Raw genomic sequence first — 15,496 nt, forward strand, 5'->3', positions numbered from 1 at the left:
ATAATAATACATTATGATCGTAATGCAATGGGCGGCCGATCGGCGGCGGTCCGGCAGGCACGCGAGGATGATATTCATGTCAGTCGAGGATGCCGCCGCCCCGGCCTTGTCCGCCGCGCAAGTCGTGGCCCATGCCGCGGCTCCGCTTCGCCAGGCGGCTGCGCCAGGCGCGGTCGTTACTCCACGCGCGGCGGAGCAGAGGCGAGCGGCACTGCTGACCGCGCCGATCCTGCCCACGCTGCTCAGGCTGGCCGCGCCGACCGTGACCGTGCTGGTGGCGCAGACCACGGTGAACATCGCGGAGGCCTACTATGTCGGGTTCCTCGGCACCGACGCGCTGGCGGGTGCCGCGCTGGTGTTCCCGATCTTCATGCTGATGACGATGATGTCGAACGGCGGGTTCGGCAGCGGCGTTGCGTCCTCGGTGGCGCGCGCGGTCGGCGCCGGGCGCCGTGATGACGCCGAGGCGGCGCTGTTTCATGCCGTCGTGCTCGCCATCCTCGCCGGCGGCGTGTTCACGCTCGGCGTGATCCTGGGCGGCCCGTGGCTCTACCGTACCCTCGGCGGCCAGGGCGATGCGCTCGCTGCGGCCACCACCTATTCCAACTATCTGTTCGCCGGCGCCATTCCGGTGTGGATCGTCAACCTCCAGGCAGCGGCCCTGCGTGGTTCGGGCAATGTCAAGGTACCCGCGCTGGTGACGCTGGTCGGCGCGATCGTGACCATCCCGGTCTCGCCGGCGCTGATCTTCGGCCTCGGGCCGATCCCGCGGCTCGGCATCGGCGGCGCCGGCGTCGCCTTCGGCCTCTATTATGGCGCGGCCATGCTGTTCCTGCTGCGTTACATGGCCTCGGGTGCGACCGGCCTGACGCTGCACATCGTGCCGCTGCGCCCAAGAATCTTCGGCGACATGCTGAAGGTCGGCATCCCCACCGCCTTCAATGCGGTGCTGACCAACCTCACCGTCATCCTCGTCACCGGTGCGGTCGGCCTGTTCGGCACCTCGGCGCTCGCCGGCTACGGCATCGCCTCGCGGCTCGACTACATCATGATCCCGCTGCTGTTCGGCATCAGCACGGCGACCCTGACCATGGTCGGCGTCAACATGGGCGCGGGCCAGACCGCGCGGGCGCGCCGGATCGGCTGGATCAGCGGCATCGTCGGCATGGTCATGACCGGGACGATCGGCCTGCTGGTCGCGATCTTCCCGACCGCCTGGCTCAATCTCTTCAGCCACGATGCCGAGGTGGTGAGCGAAGGCATGACCTATTTGCGCATCGTGGCGCCGGCCTATGCCGCGCTCGGCTTCGGCTTCGTCGCGTCCTTCGCGGCCCAAGGCACCGGGCGCGCCATGGGACCGCTCGCGTCCTCGATCGCGCGGATCCTGATCGCCGCCGGCGGCGGCTGGATCGCGGTGGCAAGCTTTGGCGCGGGCATGGCGGGGCTCGCCACCATGGTCGCGGTGTCGCTCGCCGCTTATGCCGCGATCTGTGCCCTAGTCATGCTGTCGCCGTCGACCTGGCGGTCCGAATAGACCTGCCTCGCCTGATGCTGGCAACGCCAACGGCCAGCACCCACAGCAGTAGCGCGTTGATCAGCAACTGTAGCGCCGTCGGGCGCCGTGAATTCGTTTCCTGTTTGGTGCCGAATGGAGAAAGGCTCGCCCGCCCAGGCGGCCAATATGGATTTCCATTTCATTGATTTCGTCCTACGGAGAAGCGAATACGGTTCCAATCATTGTCGCAGACCTACGGAGACCAAGATGTCGTTTCGCCTCCCCCTGATCCTCTCGACCGTGCTCGCCGCCTGGTCGGCCGCAGCTAGCGCCGAGACCATCAAGATCGGCGTGACGCCGGGGCCGCATGCGCAGATCCTCGAGGCGGTGAAGCCGATCGCCGCCAAGCAGGGGCTCGATATCCAGCTGCTCGAGTTCTCCGACTATGTCGTGCCGAACGCTGCGCTCGATGCCGGCGAGATCCAGGCCAATTCGTTCCAGAACCAGCCGTATCTGGACAACCAGAAAGCCGACCGCGGCTACAAGATCGAGGCCGTCGGACTGACCGTGAACTTCCCGATCGGCGTCTATTCGAAGAAGCACAAGGCCTTCGCCGATATTCCGGAGGGCGGCAAGGTCTCGATCCCGAACGATCCGACCAATGGCGGCCGCGTGCTGCTGCTCCTGCGCGACAAGGGCGTGATCAAGCTGAAGGACGGCACGGGCTTCAAGCCCACGGTGCTCGACATCACCGAGAATCCCAAGAAGCTGAAGTTCATCGAGGTTGACGCCGCGCAGGCGCCGCGCGCGCTCGACGACGTCGACGCAGCCGCGATCAACACCAACTATGCAACCCAGGCGGGCCTCGATCCGGTCAAGGATCCGATCCTGCGCGAGGACCCGAAGGGACCCTATGTCAACCTGATCGCGGTTCGCACCGCCGACAAGGACAAGCCCTGGGTCAAGGTGCTGGTGGACAGCTATCACACGCCTGAGGTGAAGGAGTTCGTCCTGACCAAGTTCAAGGGGGCGGTGCTGCCCAGCTGGTAGGCAGCAGGCGTCGTATCTTCGGCAGGAATGGATGGCTCCGGGGTGGCAGCCCTGCGCGGCGGCTGCTTGCCTCGCGCTGCGGCAGCGGACATCATGCGGGCTGTTGCAATGTTGGGCGCGGTTGGCATGAAACGGTTCGCAAATCTGAAAAGACTGGGCTTCTTCACGCGGCTTCTCGACGAGGCGCCGCCGGCGGACCGCTATCGCTTCGCGGCTGAGCAGATCGTGCGCGCCGAGAAGGCCGGGCTCGATTCCGCGTGGATCGCGCAGCACCATTTTCACGAGCGCGAGGGCGGCCTGCCGTCGCCCTTCACCTTCCTGGGTTACGTCGCCGCGCAGACGTCGCGCATCCGCCTCGGCACCGGCATCGTCACCCTGCCGCTTGAGAACGCGGTGAGGGTGGCGGAGGACGCCGCGGTGCTTGACCTTCTCTGCGACGGCCGCTTCGAGCTCGGCGTCGGCACCGGCGGCAATCCGTCGGCCTTCGCCGCCTTCGGTCTCGACGGCGCCCAGCGCAACGAGATCTTTGCGCGCAATCTCGAGGTCGTCCGCACCGCGCTCGCCGGCAAGCCGCTCACCGGCGGCGATACGCTCTATCCGCAGCGGCCGCAATTGGACGGCCGGATCTGGCAGGCGACATTCTCGGTCGCCGGCGGTGCCCGCGCCGGCAAGGCGGGTGACGGCCTCCTGCTCTCGCGCACGCAGCCGCGGGCCAAGGAGGCGCCGCGCGCAACGCTGGCCGAGATCCAGAACCCGATCATCGACGCCTATCTCGAAGCACTGCCGCCGGGACGCGAGCCGCGCATCATGGCCTCGCGCAGCGTCTTCGTCGCCGACGACCATCGTGAGGCGATGCGCCTTGCCGACATCGGATTGCGGCGCGCGCTGCCGCAATTCATGAAGGGCGGCCACCTTCCCCCGGGCGAGACGCTGGCGGAGATGATCACCGCGTTCGACACGCATGTCGGCGCAGCCGATGAGGTCATCGCCTCGCTGCGGACAGACGCGACGCTGGAGCGGGTGACCGATCTGGTCTTCCAGGTGCATTCGATCGATGCCCCGCACCCCTACATCCTGCGCTCGATCGAGCTGGTCGCGGACAAGGTCGCGCCGGCGCTGGGCTGGGCCCGGACGGCGGCGCAAGACGTGGCGCTGGCGGGCTGATTGAAATGAATGGCGTTGTACGAGGCTGAATGATGGCTACGAAGGATATCATCGACATGCTGGCCGGGATCGAACCAGGGTCGACCCTGGACGGCATCCGCGGCAAGCGCGTGCAGGCGCGCGAGAACGCGCAGAAGAGCTATCTCTCGCTGTTCGAGCCGATCGACGCCGGCGATTGTTCGCTCGTCGAGCGCGCCGCGGTCGCGCTGTTCGTGATCGGTCTTCACCGCGAACCCACTGTTGCCGCCTTCTATCGGGCGAAGCTCGCCGCGACCGCCGAAGGCGCGCGCCTGATTGAGGCGATCGAGGTCGAAATCGCGCGGGGCGAGACCTCGGGCCCGTACGGCGCCTTTCCGGCCGGACCGTTGTCGGTGGAGAACAAGGCCGGTCTGATCTACCGCGTCAGCGCGGAACGCAAACCGCAGCTTGGCGCCCGGCTCGTTGCGGCGCTCGAGCATGCGCATCTGCTGGTGTTCCGGCCGCGCGATGCCGCGTCCGCCGACATGAAGGCGCTGCTCGCCGCCGGCTGGTCGACGACTGGCATCGTCACCTTCTCCCAGCTCGTTGCGTTCCTGTCGTTCCAGATGCGCGTCGTCACTGGCCTGCGCGTACTCGGCGCCTCGCTTGGGCGCACAGCAAACGCCGCGGCTGGCGCGTAAGGAGATCGCAATCATGAGCGCTGCAAACAACGTCAATCCGCCCGTCGTCTTCACCCAGGACGAGCTCGGCTGGGTGTCGTGGATCGACCCGCTGCCCGAGGCGGAGTTGACCGAGCGGCACTTCGCCGGCCTCGTCGATCGCGCCCGCGCCAAGTCGGAATATTTCCGCCTGCTGGTGCGCGATCCCGAGGTGCTGGAAGCCCGCACCAAGACCGACAAGGACATCTTCTACAACGTCGCCGACGGCCTGCCGCGCGCCGAGCGCGAGCTCGCAGCCGCCGCGACCTCGCGCTACAACGGCTGCATCTATTGTGCTTCCGTGCATGCGCGATTTGCCAGCACCTATTCCAAGCGCCGCGACGACGTGCAGCGGCTGCTCGACGAAGGCGTCAAGGCCGATCTCGGCGAGCGCTGGAATGCCGTGGTCAAGGCGTCGGTGGCGCTGGCCACAACGCCGATCGCGTTCGGGCCCGACAATGTCGAGGAGCTGCGCCGCGCCGGTCTCGATGACGCGGAGATCGTCGACGTCATCAACGGCGCCTCGTTCTTCAACTGGGCGAACCGGCTGATGCTGTCGCTCGGCGAGCCCTCGAAATAGGCAGCTTCACTGGCACGAGAATTGCCACTTGTTTTCAACACCTGAGTGGATGGAGCCGTAGATGAGCAACATCGATCGCCGTACCCTGGTCAAGGGCTCGCTCGCCGCCATGATGGCGGGAGCCGCCTTCTCGCGCAGCGCGTTTGCGCAGTCGTCCGAGCCGATCCTGCTCGGCGTCAGCGGCCCCCTGACCGGGCCGAATGCGCAATATGGCACGCAGTGGAAGCAGGGCTTCGATCTCGCGCTTGACGAGATCCAGGCGGCCGGCGGCGTCAACGGACGCAAGCTCGCCTATCAATTCGAGGACAGCCAGAGCGATCCGCGCCAGTCGGTGGCGATTGCCCAGAAGTTCGTCTCAGATCCCCGGATTGTCATGGAGCTCGGCGATTTCTCGAGTCCCGCCTCGATGGCGGCATCCCCGATCTATCAGCGCGGCGGCCTCGTGCAGTTCGGCTTCACCAATTCGCATCCCGATTTCACCAAGGGCGGTGACTTCATGTGGAGCACGTCGGTGAGCCAGGCCGACGAGCAGCCGCTGCTGGCGGCCTATGCCGTCAAGCGCCTCGGTCTCAAGAAGCTTGCGATACTCCACCTCAACACCGATTGGGGCCGCACCAGCCGCGACTATTTCGTCAAGGCGGCGAAGGAATACGGCGCCGAAGTCGCGGTCACCGAGGGCTACATCGCGGAGGAGCGCGACTTCCGCTCCACGCTGGTGCGCGTGCGCGATGCCAATCCGGACGGGCTGATCCTGATTTCCTATTATTCCGACGGTGCGTTGATCGCGCGCCAGGCGCGTCAGGTTGGCCTCAAGCAGACGATCTGCGCGGCAAGCTCGGTCTACTCGCCGAAATTCCTGGAGCTCGGCGGCGAGGCGGTCGAGGACGTCCATCTCGGCACGCGCTATTTCCCCCAGGACCCGCGGCCGGAGGTGAAGAAGTTCATCACAGGCTTCAAGGCCAAGTACAACGGGCAGGAGCCCGACGCCTTCAACGCCTATTCCTATGACGCGATGCACATGGCAGCCGCCGTCGTGAAGATCGGCGGCACCGATCGCCGCGCCATCCGCGACGCCTTCGCGAAAGTGAAGGATGTCTCGAGCGTGATCTTCGGGACCGCGACGTTCGACGTCGAGAGCCGCCGCGTCAAGGGCGCCATGAATGCGGAGCTGGTCGTGCGCAAGGGGCAGTTCGCGCTTTGGGACGGCAAGCCGACCTGACATGATGGCCGGACACATGATCCGGAAAAGTGCGAAGCGGTTTTCCGAAGAGATCATGCGCAAAAACAAACTAAATCGCAATGATCTCATTGCGCTTGGTCGCTCCGGCCCCTCTCCATTCATTAGGAACGCTGCGTGTCTTCCTGGCTCGACTACACGATCAACGGGCTGATCGTCGGTAATGTCTACGCCCTCGTTGCGGTCGGGCTCGCGCTGATCTTCGGCGTCAGCCGGTTGATCAACTTCGCGCAAGGCTCGATCTATCTGGTCGGCGCCTATATCGGCTGGGTCGCCGTGGTGCAGCTGCATACGCCGCTGCCGCTCACCATCATCGTGGTCGCGGTGGCCGCCGCGCTGGTCGGGCTGATCATCGAGCGGTTCGGCCTGCGTCCGCTCCAGAACTCGGTGCGCATAGCGCCGCTGCTCGCGACCATCGGCATCAGCTTCGTGCTCGATCAGCTGGTGATGCTGACCTTCTCGCCGAATCCGCGCGCGCTGCCGAGCCAGTTGCCGGACGTCCGCTTCCAGATCGGTGGCGGCACGATCGGGCCGCTTGATCTGCTCATCGCCGGCGTCGGCATCACCAGCGCGCTGCTGCTGTTCGTGTTCCTGCGCTACAGCAAGCTCGGCTGGGCGGTGCGCGCCACCGCGCAGGACCGCGACGCCGCGATGCAGATGGGCGTCGACGTCAACCGCGTCAATCAGGCGGTGTTCGGCATTGCCGCTGCGCTCGGCGGCGTCTCCGGCATGCTGGTCGGCATGTACTACAACCAGATCGACACCGCGATGAGCCTTCAAGCGACGCTCAAGGGCGTCGTCGCCGAAGTCGTCGGCGGCGCCGGCAACGTGCCGGGCGCGGTGATCGGCAGCCTGCTGCTGGGACTGGTGGAGAGCTACGGCGTCGCCGTGTTCGGCACCAGCTATCGCAACCTGTTCGCGTTCCTGCTGCTGGTCGTCGTGCTGGTGTTGCGGCCGAACGGCCTGTTCGCCAGCGCGCGGCAGGCACCGCCCGAGCCGCTCACAGGCACCTTCATCGCGCCGAGCCGGCCGGTGCGCATTCCACGCTGGGCGCTGCTGGTCGCGGCCGCTGCCTTTGCGATCCTGCCGCTGTTCCCGGTGTCCTTCTATGTGCTCCAGACCCTGATCAACGCGTGGTTGCTCGGCATGCTCGCGCTCAGCCTCACGCTCGTTGCAGGCACGATCGGCCAGGTCTCGCTCGGACACGCGGCGCTGCTGGCGATCGGCGCCTATACGTCGGCACTGCTGTCGCTGAGCTTCGCCGTTCCGGTCGGCCTCGCCATCATCGGCGGCGGCCTGATGAGCGCCGCGCTCGGCACCGCATTGATCTCGCCGTCGTTCCGCCTGCGCGGGCACTATGTGTCGATCGCAACGCTCGCCATCGGCGAGATCGTGTCGCTGGTGATCCTGAACTGGGAGAGCGTCACGCGCGGTCCGGTCGGCATCTCCGGCATCCCGCCGCTGTCGCTGTTCGGCTACGACCTGATCAGTCCAAATTCGATCTACTGGTTCAGCCTCGCGGTCATGATCGTGCTGGCGCTGCTCCAGGCGCGCCTGCTCGGCTCGCATCTCGGCCGCAGCTTTCGCGCCATTCGCGATGACGACATCGCCGCGCGCGCCTATGGCCTCAGCCTGAACCGCTACAAGTCGCTGGCCTTCATCTTCGGCGGGTTTGCCGCCGGCGTTAGCGGCGGCATCGCCGCGCATCTCTATTCCTACATCAACCATGAGACCTTCAACACGCAGCAATCCATCCTGGCGCTGACCGTCGTCATCCTCGGTGGCTTGGGGAATGTCGTCGGCGCCATCGTCGGATCGGTGGCGCTGGTCGGCCTGCCCGAACTGTTCCGGATCGCGGCGGAGTACCGCATTTTGATCTACGGGATCGTGCTCCTGCTGCTGGTGCGGTTCAGGCCGCAGGGCCTGTTGGGGACGATGTGATGGCAGAGCAGCACACGTCCATGCTGTCGCTGCGCGGGCTGACGCGGCGCTTCGGCGGCCTCACCGCGGTCGATGCCATCGATCTAGACCTCGCCAGGGGCGCGCTCGTCAGCATCATCGGCCCGAACGGCGCCGGCAAGACGACGCTGTTCAATCTCGTGACCGGGCTCGACCGGCCCGATGCCGGCACGGTTCGCTTCGAAGGTCAGGACATCACCGGTCTCTCGCCGGAGCGGCTCGCGGCCGAAGGCATTGCCCGCACCTTCCAGCTCGGCCGCGTCTTCGGCAATCTCAGCGTCATGGACAACGTCCTGATCGGCGCGCACACGCGGCTGCGCGCGGTGAAGCCGGCCGTTCCTGTGATCGGTCCGCTGCTGGAATTGGGGCTGGCGCTGCTGCGTCCCGCCAGCGTCAAGGCCGAGGAAGAGCGGCTGCGCGAGGACGTGAAAGCCATCCTCGCCCGCTTCGGCGAACGGCTGCTGCCGCGGATCGACCAGCCGGCCTACAGTCTCTCCTACGCCAACCGCCGCCGCGTCGAGATCGCGCGTGCGCTCGCCTTGAAGCCGCGCCTGCTGCTGCTCGACGAGCCGACCGCCGGCATGAACCCGACCGAGACCGCGGAGATGCAGGCCCTCGTCGCCGAGCTCAAGGCGGAAGGGCTGACGATCCTGTTGATCGAGCACAAGCTGGAGATGGTGATGCGCCTCTCCGACCGTGTCATCGTCATGGACGAGGGCAAGAAGATCGCGGAAGGGCCGGGCGAAGAGGTGCGCAAGGATCCCAAGGTGATCGAGGCCTATCTCGGTCACGGCCTGTCGGGGACGGCGGAGCAGGAGAGCGCGGCATGACGATCAACGTACCCGAACCGCTGCTCGCATTGACCGACGTCAACACCTTCTACGGCCAGGCCCAGGTGCATTTCGACCTGTCGATCACGGTTGCGCGCGGCCACATCGTCTGCCTGCTCGGCGGCAATGCCAGCGGCAAGTCCACGACGATGAAGATCATCCTCGGCCTCGTCAAACCGCGGTCCGGTGACGTGACGTTCGACGGCGCCTCGCTGATCGGGCTGACCACGCCGCAGATCGTCCGCCGCGGCATCGCCTCGGTGCCGGAGGCGCGGCGGTTGTTCGCGGACATGACCGTCCGCGAGAACATCCTGATGGGCGCCTTCGTGCGCAACGACCGCGATGCGGTGGCGCAGGATCTCGACAAGATGCTGACGCTGTTTCCGAAGCTCGGCCAGCGGCTGTCGCAGCGCGCAGGCTCGCTGTCCGGCGGCGAGCAGCAGATGGTGGCGATGGCGCGTGCGCTGATGAGCCGTCCCAGGATGATCGTGATGGACGAGCCGACCATGGGCCTGTCGCCGCTCTATGTCGATCGCGTGCTGGAGCTGATCCGGACCATCAACCAGGAGGGCGTGTCGGTGTTCATGGTCGAGCAGAACGCCAGCCTCGCGCTCGAGATCGCGCACGAGGCCTATGTGCTCCAGACCGGCAAGATCGTGCTCTCCGGCCCCGCGCGGGCGCTGAAGGACGATCCGCGGGTGCGCGACGCCTATCTCGGCGGTGCCGAGGCGGCCTAGCGATCAGGCCGAAGCCGCGCTCTGCGCCGGCTCCGCTGGCAGATCGTCGCCGCTGGGATCGCCGGGCGCGGTCGCCCAGGCCAGCTCCACCAGCGTCACGATCCTGCGTCCGCCGCCGTCGAGCTGGCAGACGATGAGACCCTGCTCCTCCATGTAGCTGAGCAGGCGCTGCGCGCGGCGCAGCGAATGCGAGCCATAGGCGCGGGCGATCGCGGCGTCGCCCGGGCAGGGCCAGCCTTCCTTGGCCGCGCGGGCGATCATCATGAACACGCCCTGCATGTCGTCGGGCAGGATCGAGGCGCGCAGCGAGACGTCCTGCCAGGCGTCGTCCTCGGCATGCTCGGCGCCAAGCCCGGCGCGCGCGCGCGTCAGCATGCGGCGGAATTCGTTGAGGTCGGGCACGGCCGCGCCGAGGCCCTCGATGCGGCAGCGGACCACGAACTCCTGATAGAGCACGCCGACGGCGCGGAAGCCCGCATCGGGCTCGGCCAGCACGGCGCGAAGGGTCCGATCGACGCGTTCGCGCCGCTCCGCGAGCTCCTCGGCGCTGACCTGAACCTCGACCACTTCAGGCCGGATCTCCGGCGTGGCGGCCGCTTTCGCGGCGCGGAGCTGCTCGAGCAGATCCGGCGCGGGCCGGCGCTGCGGCCGGCTGGCATCGGGCGGCGGCGCGGCCAGGATCACGGCGCGCATATCCTCGAGTGCGGAGTCCGGCATCGGCATCAGTCGTGGCGTGGAGTTGCGCGCGTGGGTATCGGTCGGGCCGATGTTCAGGCGTAGCGGACGCCGCGACAGTGCAGGTCCCAGCGCCATGAACTGTCCACGCTCGAGATCGCGAAAGGCTTCCGCCTGCCGCCGCTCCATGCCGAGCAGGTCGGCGGCGCGCGCCATGTCGATGTCGAGGAAGGTCCGGCCCATCAGGAAGTTGGAAGCTTCCGCCGCGACGTTCTTGGCGAGCTTCGCCAGCCGCTGGGTCGCGATGATGCCGGCGAGCCCGCGCTTGCGGCCGCGGCACATCAGATTAGTCATGGCGCCCAGCGACAGTTTTCGCGCCTCGTCCGACACCTCGCCCGCGACCGCCGGTGCAAACAGCTGCGCCTCGTCCACCACCACCAGCATCGGATACCAATGGTCGCGATCGACGTCGAACAGGCCGCCGAGGAACGCGGCGGCGCGGCGCATCTGGTTCTCGGCGTCGAGGCCCTCGAGATTGAGCACGGTGGAAACGCGATGCAGCCGTGCGCGCTCACCGGCGACCTGAAGGCCGCGCTCGGTGTGATCCTCGGCCTCGATCACGAGATGGCCGAAGCGCTCGGCCAGCGTGACGAAATCGCCCTCGGGGTCGATGATGGCCTGCTGCACCCAGGGCGCGCTCTGCTCCAGCAGCCGCCGCAGCAGATGTGACTTGCCGGAGCCCGAATTGCCCTGCACCAGGAGGCGGGTCGCCAGCAGTTCCTCGAGGTCCATGGCCGCCGCGGCGCCCGCCGTGGTCTGCCCCATCTCGATCGCAACCGTCATGTCCCGACTCAAGTCCCCATCATTCGCGGACAGGGGCTTATCAACCCGGCCGCGGCGCGTCGAGCGCCGCAGCGCGAATCATGCTCTGTTGCCCACGGCGGAGTTCAGGCGTGACCGGGAACCGTTCCGCCCGCGGTCATCCCATCGCCGGGATTGCGATGCGTCGTTGCTGCCGCATGACCTGGACATGCGCCGTTGCCATGCGACCAAGGCAGCGTTCGCCGCGGTCAGAACTCAGGCGATCCCGCGCGCCCGCGTGGAATGACACAGATCAAGGTCCATGAACCCGAGACCTGTTAGCTGGGTGCATGAACTTCCTGACCTTCTTCACGGCGACCTGTTTCCTCCTCGCCATGCCGGGACCGACCAACACCTTGCTCGCGACGTCGGGAGCGGGGATCGGGATCTCGCGGTCGCTCCATCTGCTCGCAGCCGAGCTGTTCGGCTATCTCGCGGCGATCGCGCTGCTGCGGCTGGCGCTCGGTCCCGTCGTGAGCGGTATTCCGCTTGCGGCCGTCGTGCTTCGCGTGGCGGTCAGTGTCTACATCCTGGGCCTTGCCGTCATGCTCTGGCGTGTCAACGCGCGCGAGCTGCGCGGCGGCGCCGTGGTGACGTTCCGCCAGGTACTGATCACCACTCTGCTGAATCCGAAGGCGATGGTGTTCGCCTTCCTGCTCCTGCAGCTCCAGGCCGGGCTGTTCGAGCTCCTGCCCTGGCTCGGAATGATCGCGCTTCAGATCGTCACCGCGGGAGCTGCGTGGATTGCGTTCGGCGCAACGCTCGGCGGCGGCGCCCGCCGTCTCGGCCACCCCGAGATCATCACGCGCGCCGGCGCGGTCACGCTCGTCGCGGTGACCGGCCTGATCTGGCTTCAATCATTCCTGAGCGCGTGAGCGCCCACGCAGCGCGGCGATCAGAAGCCGCGCGCCGCTACTGCGCGCCCGATCCGCCCTGCACGATCTTCTCGTTCAGCTTCTGGTCCACGGTCTCGACCGTGCGGTCGATCTCGGGGTTGGGCACGCCGAGCTGATGCGAGATCAGCTTCACCAGCAGGTCGACGCGCTCGATGAAGGGCGCGCCGCTGGCCACCGCGCGCGCGGCCGACGACGGCTTGAGCAGGCTTTCGGCCGCCCTGGCGTATTTCGCGAACGGCACCTGGTCCTGCGGATCGGCGCCGAGGCGGCGGGCGATCGCGTCGACATGATCGTAGATCGTCTGCGATCGCTTGAGATCGCCGTGCACGGCGTCGCGGATCGACTGCGGCTCGTGCGGCGTGATGCAGCGATAGTTGCCGGTCAGCAGCATCGACCATTTCGCCAGCGGCACGAACAGGGAATCGAACACTTTCAGCTTCACCGGCACGTCGAGGCCGTCGAGCGTCACCGCGTCGATGTCGGCTTCGAGCTCGCGCAGCACCTTGTTGTGCTTGTCGTCGGCGAAGACCGATGCCTTGAAGTTGGTGGGCAGGCCGACATGAAGCACGTTCGCGGCTTCCTCCGGCGGGCGGAAGGCCTGCGGGTCGGGCGAGCACAGCGTCACCAGCCCCGGCTCGAACCGCTCCCACACCTGCGCATTGGTGTAGGCCTCCTCGAGATCCATGCCTGCGAGCGCCGGAATCCGCTTCAGATAGGGTAGCGGCGGCATGTTCATGATCGACAGGCACGGCAGCTTCGCCGCGGCGATCTTGACCATGAGCACGCGCACCGTGTGGTTGGTGTATTGCGGCTCCTGCATCGCAAGGCCGACCATGTCGTAACGCGAGACGTCGACATCGGCCGGCGTCACCGCGTCGAGCTTGCCGGGCAGGTCGCGCGAGAAGATTGCCCGGTGCACCGCCTCGTCGCGCAACTTGATGCGCACCTCGGTACCGTCACGGTTGATCAGCTCGGCGGTCTTGGCGCGGCAGACCAGGGTGACATTGTGCCCCGCCATCAGCAGCTTCGTGCCCAGCAGGGAGCCGTAGGAAGCCCCAAGAATCAGAATGTTACGCGCCATGCTTCGTCCCTTTGACAATTTTTGCGGATTTTTGAGCCTCGGCCGTCATCCGAGGGCGAGTTGGCGGCATCTAAAGCGAAGTGCCCGGCGATGGCAACTGGGATAATGCATACAAGAGGACCACAGATTCCCCCCAATGATCCGGAACGACGCGTCCTGTGAGGGTTTTTGCTCCGGATGCCGAGCCCTCAAAGCCCGACGGGCAAAACACCCGCACGGCCTGTCAATCCGTCCGCGCAGAAATATTCCACTTTACCGAAATTCGGATTTGTCGTATGTGTCGCCTATCCCGGCTTGACCTTGAGGGGCGATCTTGTGTCGTCATTTTCGCGAGCCGGGTTGCGGTGGACGCGGCAGCGTCGGCACGACATGGTGCGGGCAGGGCGGTTAGTCCCTGTGAGCCCGAAACCGCGTGCAGATGAGCGGCGCTGAAAGTTCGTCTCGCCAGCATTTTTCCGGCTAGGTCGACAAGGCCGGAGAACCCTGCGGCGGTCAGCGAACGCGCGTACGGCAAAACCGTGTGGTCCTGACCGTCGTTGCTACGGTCAAGCCTTTCGCGGAGGTGCACGCGAGCCCAACCGGGCGGACGGCATCGTCAATTCGCGGGGTGAGGGAGGCCAGAAGGAACTCGGCTCCCGGGAGAGCACGGCATAAGCCGTCCAACCACTGCGCAGGGAAGGCCGAGTGTTTTGGCTGCACCTGTATGCCGCTGTGCATCTTTTCATGCGCTACACGCGCACAGCGGACCGTGGGTGCCAGCCGGCACCCGGCCTTCCCTGCGCCCTCTTGGCTTGGAGAGGGTGGAGTGATGAAGCAAAGCTCGGGCGAAATCCGCCGCGAGGCTGCGAAGGCGTGTCTGCGACCACACATTCGCTGTCATCGCCCGCCTTGTGCGCACTTGCGCACTGGGGCGGGCGATCCAGTACTCCGAGGCGGTCGTAGTTCAATCGATAGGCCGCGGCGTACTGGATTCCCCGCCTGCCGCCTACGCTAAAGCTTCGGCGCCCCTCGACCTCAACCCCGGCGAAGCCTTGGCGTAGCCGGGTCGCGGGGAATGACAGTGGCGCTTGGAGACGAAGTCGATGCCTCTTGCTCCGTCATCGCGAGCGCCGCGAAATCTTCCACGAGCTTCGGCCGCGCCATCAGTGCGGATGTTGCGTTCAGGCTGCGGGCCTTCGCCTCATCCCTGGCTCGCCACGCGCGCGCGGTCGAGATGCTCCTCGATCTTCGGGCGGTCGCGGGTGCGCTCGAAACTGGTGCAGAGCAGCTCGGTCTCCTCGAGCGTGACGGGGGCGCGATACAGCCGGCACATGAATTCGGCGGTTGCGCGTCCCTTCCCGGCGGCCGGACCGATGCCAGGGCTGCGTTCGGCGAGAAACATGCAGTCCCGGCAGATGCTGGCGTCGAGCCGTTGGTGAGCTGCGTCGAGGTGATTGAGGATCTCCCGCAGCGAGTCGCGCAACCTGATGCACTCGTCGGTTCCGAGCGCCGTGACCGCATTCAACACGTGGTTGATCGGGTCGTGCTGGCTCAGGCACTTCTCGCCCTGCGCGGTGACTTGGAGCACCACGGAACGCTTGTCCTCGTGCGAGGGCTTTCGCACCAGGAAGGACTTGCTCTCCAGCGTCTTCACGATCTGCGATGCGGTCGCCCGGGTGGCGCCGATGAAGCCGGCGAGCGCGGACGGTGTGCGCGAAAACCTGTTGGCGCGGTCGAGAAAGCGCAGCGCCATCCATTCCCGATCGCGCAATCCATGCTGATCGCCTTCGAAATACCAAGCCCTCGCCGCCTGGACCAGCAGCTCGACGGCTTCTCGTGCCAATGGCATGGATTACCTCGTCCCCGGAACTTCGTTTGCGGCGTCCCGAAGCCGCCTTGCGCCGTGGTTCGCGAATGCTTCGGAAGACGTCAGACCTCCGGAGATGTCCGATGAGCACGTCGTGGTCGATTCCTGCTCGAAGGCACGGAGCGCAACGCGCCCGACCTGGACCGGCGTGCGTCGCGTCGTCCGGACCGGGAGGCCGCGTCGCCGATGGCATGCCAATCGCGTCGTCGTCGCACGGGAGCCCGAGTTGCCGTCACGAACGGACGCTGGACCGGAATTGTTCAACCGAAGCCCCTGAGTACAAGTCACAAGAAGACGTTTCTTGATATTCCACCGAAACGATGAATGAGCTTCTCAACAAAATCAAGTAGAGACACTCTCGGAGACTGGATGTCGTTGCTGGCGAATGTAACGTTCAAGACAATCTCG

13 protein-coding genes are annotated in these 15,496 nt (G+C 66.4%); 10 read left to right on the plus strand and 3 right to left on the minus strand.

The genetic code is table 11. The features are described 5' to 3' along the window. Positions 1 to 76 precede the first annotated feature (76 nt). From BM118_RS09615 to BM118_RS09655, 9 genes are all read left to right on the plus strand, one after another. Entirely contained in the window at positions 77 to 1,534 is a 1,458-nt protein-coding gene (locus BM118_RS09615; protein ID WP_177234161.1) for an MATE family efflux transporter, read from the plus strand. A 228-nt stretch (positions 1,535 to 1,762) separates the two neighbouring features. Further along, positions 1,763 to 2,545, plus strand: a complete 783-nt coding sequence (locus tag BM118_RS09620; RefSeq protein WP_092186114.1) for a MetQ/NlpA family ABC transporter substrate-binding protein — start codon at positions 1,763 to 1,765, stop codon at positions 2,543 to 2,545. A gap of 126 nt (positions 2,546 to 2,671) precedes the next feature. Next, positions 2,672 to 3,709, plus strand: coding sequence for a putative FMN-dependent luciferase-like monooxygenase (locus BM118_RS09625; RefSeq protein ID WP_177234162.1), 1,038 nt, complete (start codon positions 2,672 to 2,674; stop codon positions 3,707 to 3,709). A 32-nt stretch (positions 3,710 to 3,741) separates the two neighbouring features. Continuing rightward, the gene (locus BM118_RS09630; protein WP_177234282.1) at positions 3,742 to 4,368 is read left to right on the plus strand and encodes a CMD domain protein; all 627 of its coding nucleotides are present in this window, start codon (positions 3,742 to 3,744) and stop codon (positions 4,366 to 4,368) included. Positions 4,369 to 4,381: 13 nt separating this feature from the next. Then, on the plus strand, positions 4,382 to 4,966 hold the full coding sequence (locus BM118_RS09635) for an alkylhydroperoxidase domain protein (RefSeq protein WP_092184615.1): 585 nt from the start codon (positions 4,382 to 4,384) through the stop codon (positions 4,964 to 4,966). Positions 4,967 to 5,027: 61 nt separating this feature from the next. Then, positions 5,028 to 6,185, plus strand: coding sequence for an ABC transporter substrate-binding protein (locus tag BM118_RS09640; RefSeq protein WP_092184617.1), 1,158 nt, complete (start codon positions 5,028 to 5,030; stop codon positions 6,183 to 6,185). A gap of 135 nt (positions 6,186 to 6,320) precedes the next feature. Continuing rightward, entirely contained in the window at positions 6,321 to 8,144 is a 1,824-nt protein-coding gene (locus BM118_RS09645; protein WP_092184619.1) for an ABC transporter permease, read from the plus strand. Then, positions 8,144 to 8,992 carry an ABC transporter ATP-binding protein gene (locus BM118_RS09650; protein ID WP_177234163.1) on the plus strand — a complete coding sequence of 283 codons (849 nt, stop codon included), beginning with the start codon at positions 8,144 to 8,146 and terminating at the stop codon, positions 8,990 to 8,992. The genes BM118_RS09645 and BM118_RS09650 overlap by 1 nt, the downstream gene beginning before the upstream one ends. Further along, complete coding sequence (locus tag BM118_RS09655; protein WP_092184623.1) at positions 8,989 to 9,729, plus strand: ABC transporter ATP-binding protein; 741 nt, start codon at positions 8,989 to 8,991, stop codon at positions 9,727 to 9,729. The genes BM118_RS09650 and BM118_RS09655 overlap by 4 nt, the downstream gene beginning before the upstream one ends. A 3-nt stretch (positions 9,730 to 9,732) precedes the next feature. Here the strand turns inward: BM118_RS09655 and BM118_RS09660 are convergent, their stop codons facing one another. Then, a complete protein-coding gene (locus BM118_RS09660) occupies positions 9,733 to 11,247 on the minus strand; it encodes a helicase HerA domain-containing protein (protein WP_092184625.1) in 1,515 nt (504 codons plus the stop codon). Positions 11,248 to 11,555: 308 nt separating this feature from the next. On the opposite strand from BM118_RS09660, the gene BM118_RS09665 reads away from it, so the two are divergent. Further along, the gene (locus BM118_RS09665) at positions 11,556 to 12,140 is read left to right on the plus strand and encodes a LysE family translocator (RefSeq protein ID WP_092184627.1); all 585 of its coding nucleotides are present in this window, start codon (positions 11,556 to 11,558) and stop codon (positions 12,138 to 12,140) included. A gap of 37 nt (positions 12,141 to 12,177) precedes the next feature. Here BM118_RS09665 and BM118_RS41280 read toward each other — a convergent pair whose 3' ends face one another. Next, entirely contained in the window at positions 12,178 to 13,242 is a 1,065-nt protein-coding gene (locus BM118_RS41280; RefSeq protein WP_177234164.1) for a ketopantoate reductase family protein, read from the minus strand. Between the two features lie 1,180 nt (positions 13,243 to 14,422). Then, on the minus strand, positions 14,423 to 15,070 hold the full coding sequence (locus BM118_RS09685) for a MarR family winged helix-turn-helix transcriptional regulator (protein ID WP_092184629.1): 648 nt from the start codon (positions 15,068 to 15,070) through the stop codon (positions 14,423 to 14,425). Between the last annotated feature and the right edge of the window lie 426 nt (positions 15,071 to 15,496).

Source organism: Bradyrhizobium sp. cf659 (assembly GCF_900113725.1).
In the GTDB taxonomy this organism is placed as follows: Bacteria; Pseudomonadota; Alphaproteobacteria; order Rhizobiales; family Xanthobacteraceae; genus Bradyrhizobium.

Coding starts and splice junctions, on each gene's coding strand:
- BM118_RS09620 (WP_092186114.1), top strand. CDS start 1,763: ATGTCGTTTCGCCTCCCCCTGATCCTCTCGACCGTGCTCGCCGCCTGG.
- BM118_RS41280 (WP_177234164.1), bottom strand. CDS start 13,242: ATGGCGCGTAACATTCTGATTCTTGGGGCTTCCTACGGCTCCCTGCTG.
- BM118_RS09655 (WP_092184623.1), top strand. CDS start 8,989: ATGACGATCAACGTACCCGAACCGCTGCTCGCATTGACCGACGTCAAC.
- BM118_RS09615 (WP_177234161.1), top strand. CDS start 77: ATGTCAGTCGAGGATGCCGCCGCCCCGGCCTTGTCCGCCGCGCAAGTC.
- BM118_RS09630 (WP_177234282.1), top strand. CDS start 3,742: ATGGCTACGAAGGATATCATCGACATGCTGGCCGGGATCGAACCAGGG.
- BM118_RS09665 (WP_092184627.1), top strand. CDS start 11,556: ATGAACTTCCTGACCTTCTTCACGGCGACCTGTTTCCTCCTCGCCATG.
- BM118_RS09625 (WP_177234162.1), top strand. CDS start 2,672: ATGAAACGGTTCGCAAATCTGAAAAGACTGGGCTTCTTCACGCGGCTT.
- BM118_RS09660 (WP_092184625.1), bottom strand. CDS start 11,247: ATGACGGTTGCGATCGAGATGGGGCAGACCACGGCGGGCGCCGCGGCG.
- BM118_RS09650 (WP_177234163.1), top strand. CDS start 8,144: ATGGCAGAGCAGCACACGTCCATGCTGTCGCTGCGCGGGCTGACGCGG.
- BM118_RS09685 (WP_092184629.1), bottom strand. CDS start 15,070: ATGCCATTGGCACGAGAAGCCGTCGAGCTGCTGGTCCAGGCGGCGAGG.
- BM118_RS09635 (WP_092184615.1), top strand. CDS start 4,382: ATGAGCGCTGCAAACAACGTCAATCCGCCCGTCGTCTTCACCCAGGAC.
- BM118_RS09640 (WP_092184617.1), top strand. CDS start 5,028: ATGAGCAACATCGATCGCCGTACCCTGGTCAAGGGCTCGCTCGCCGCC.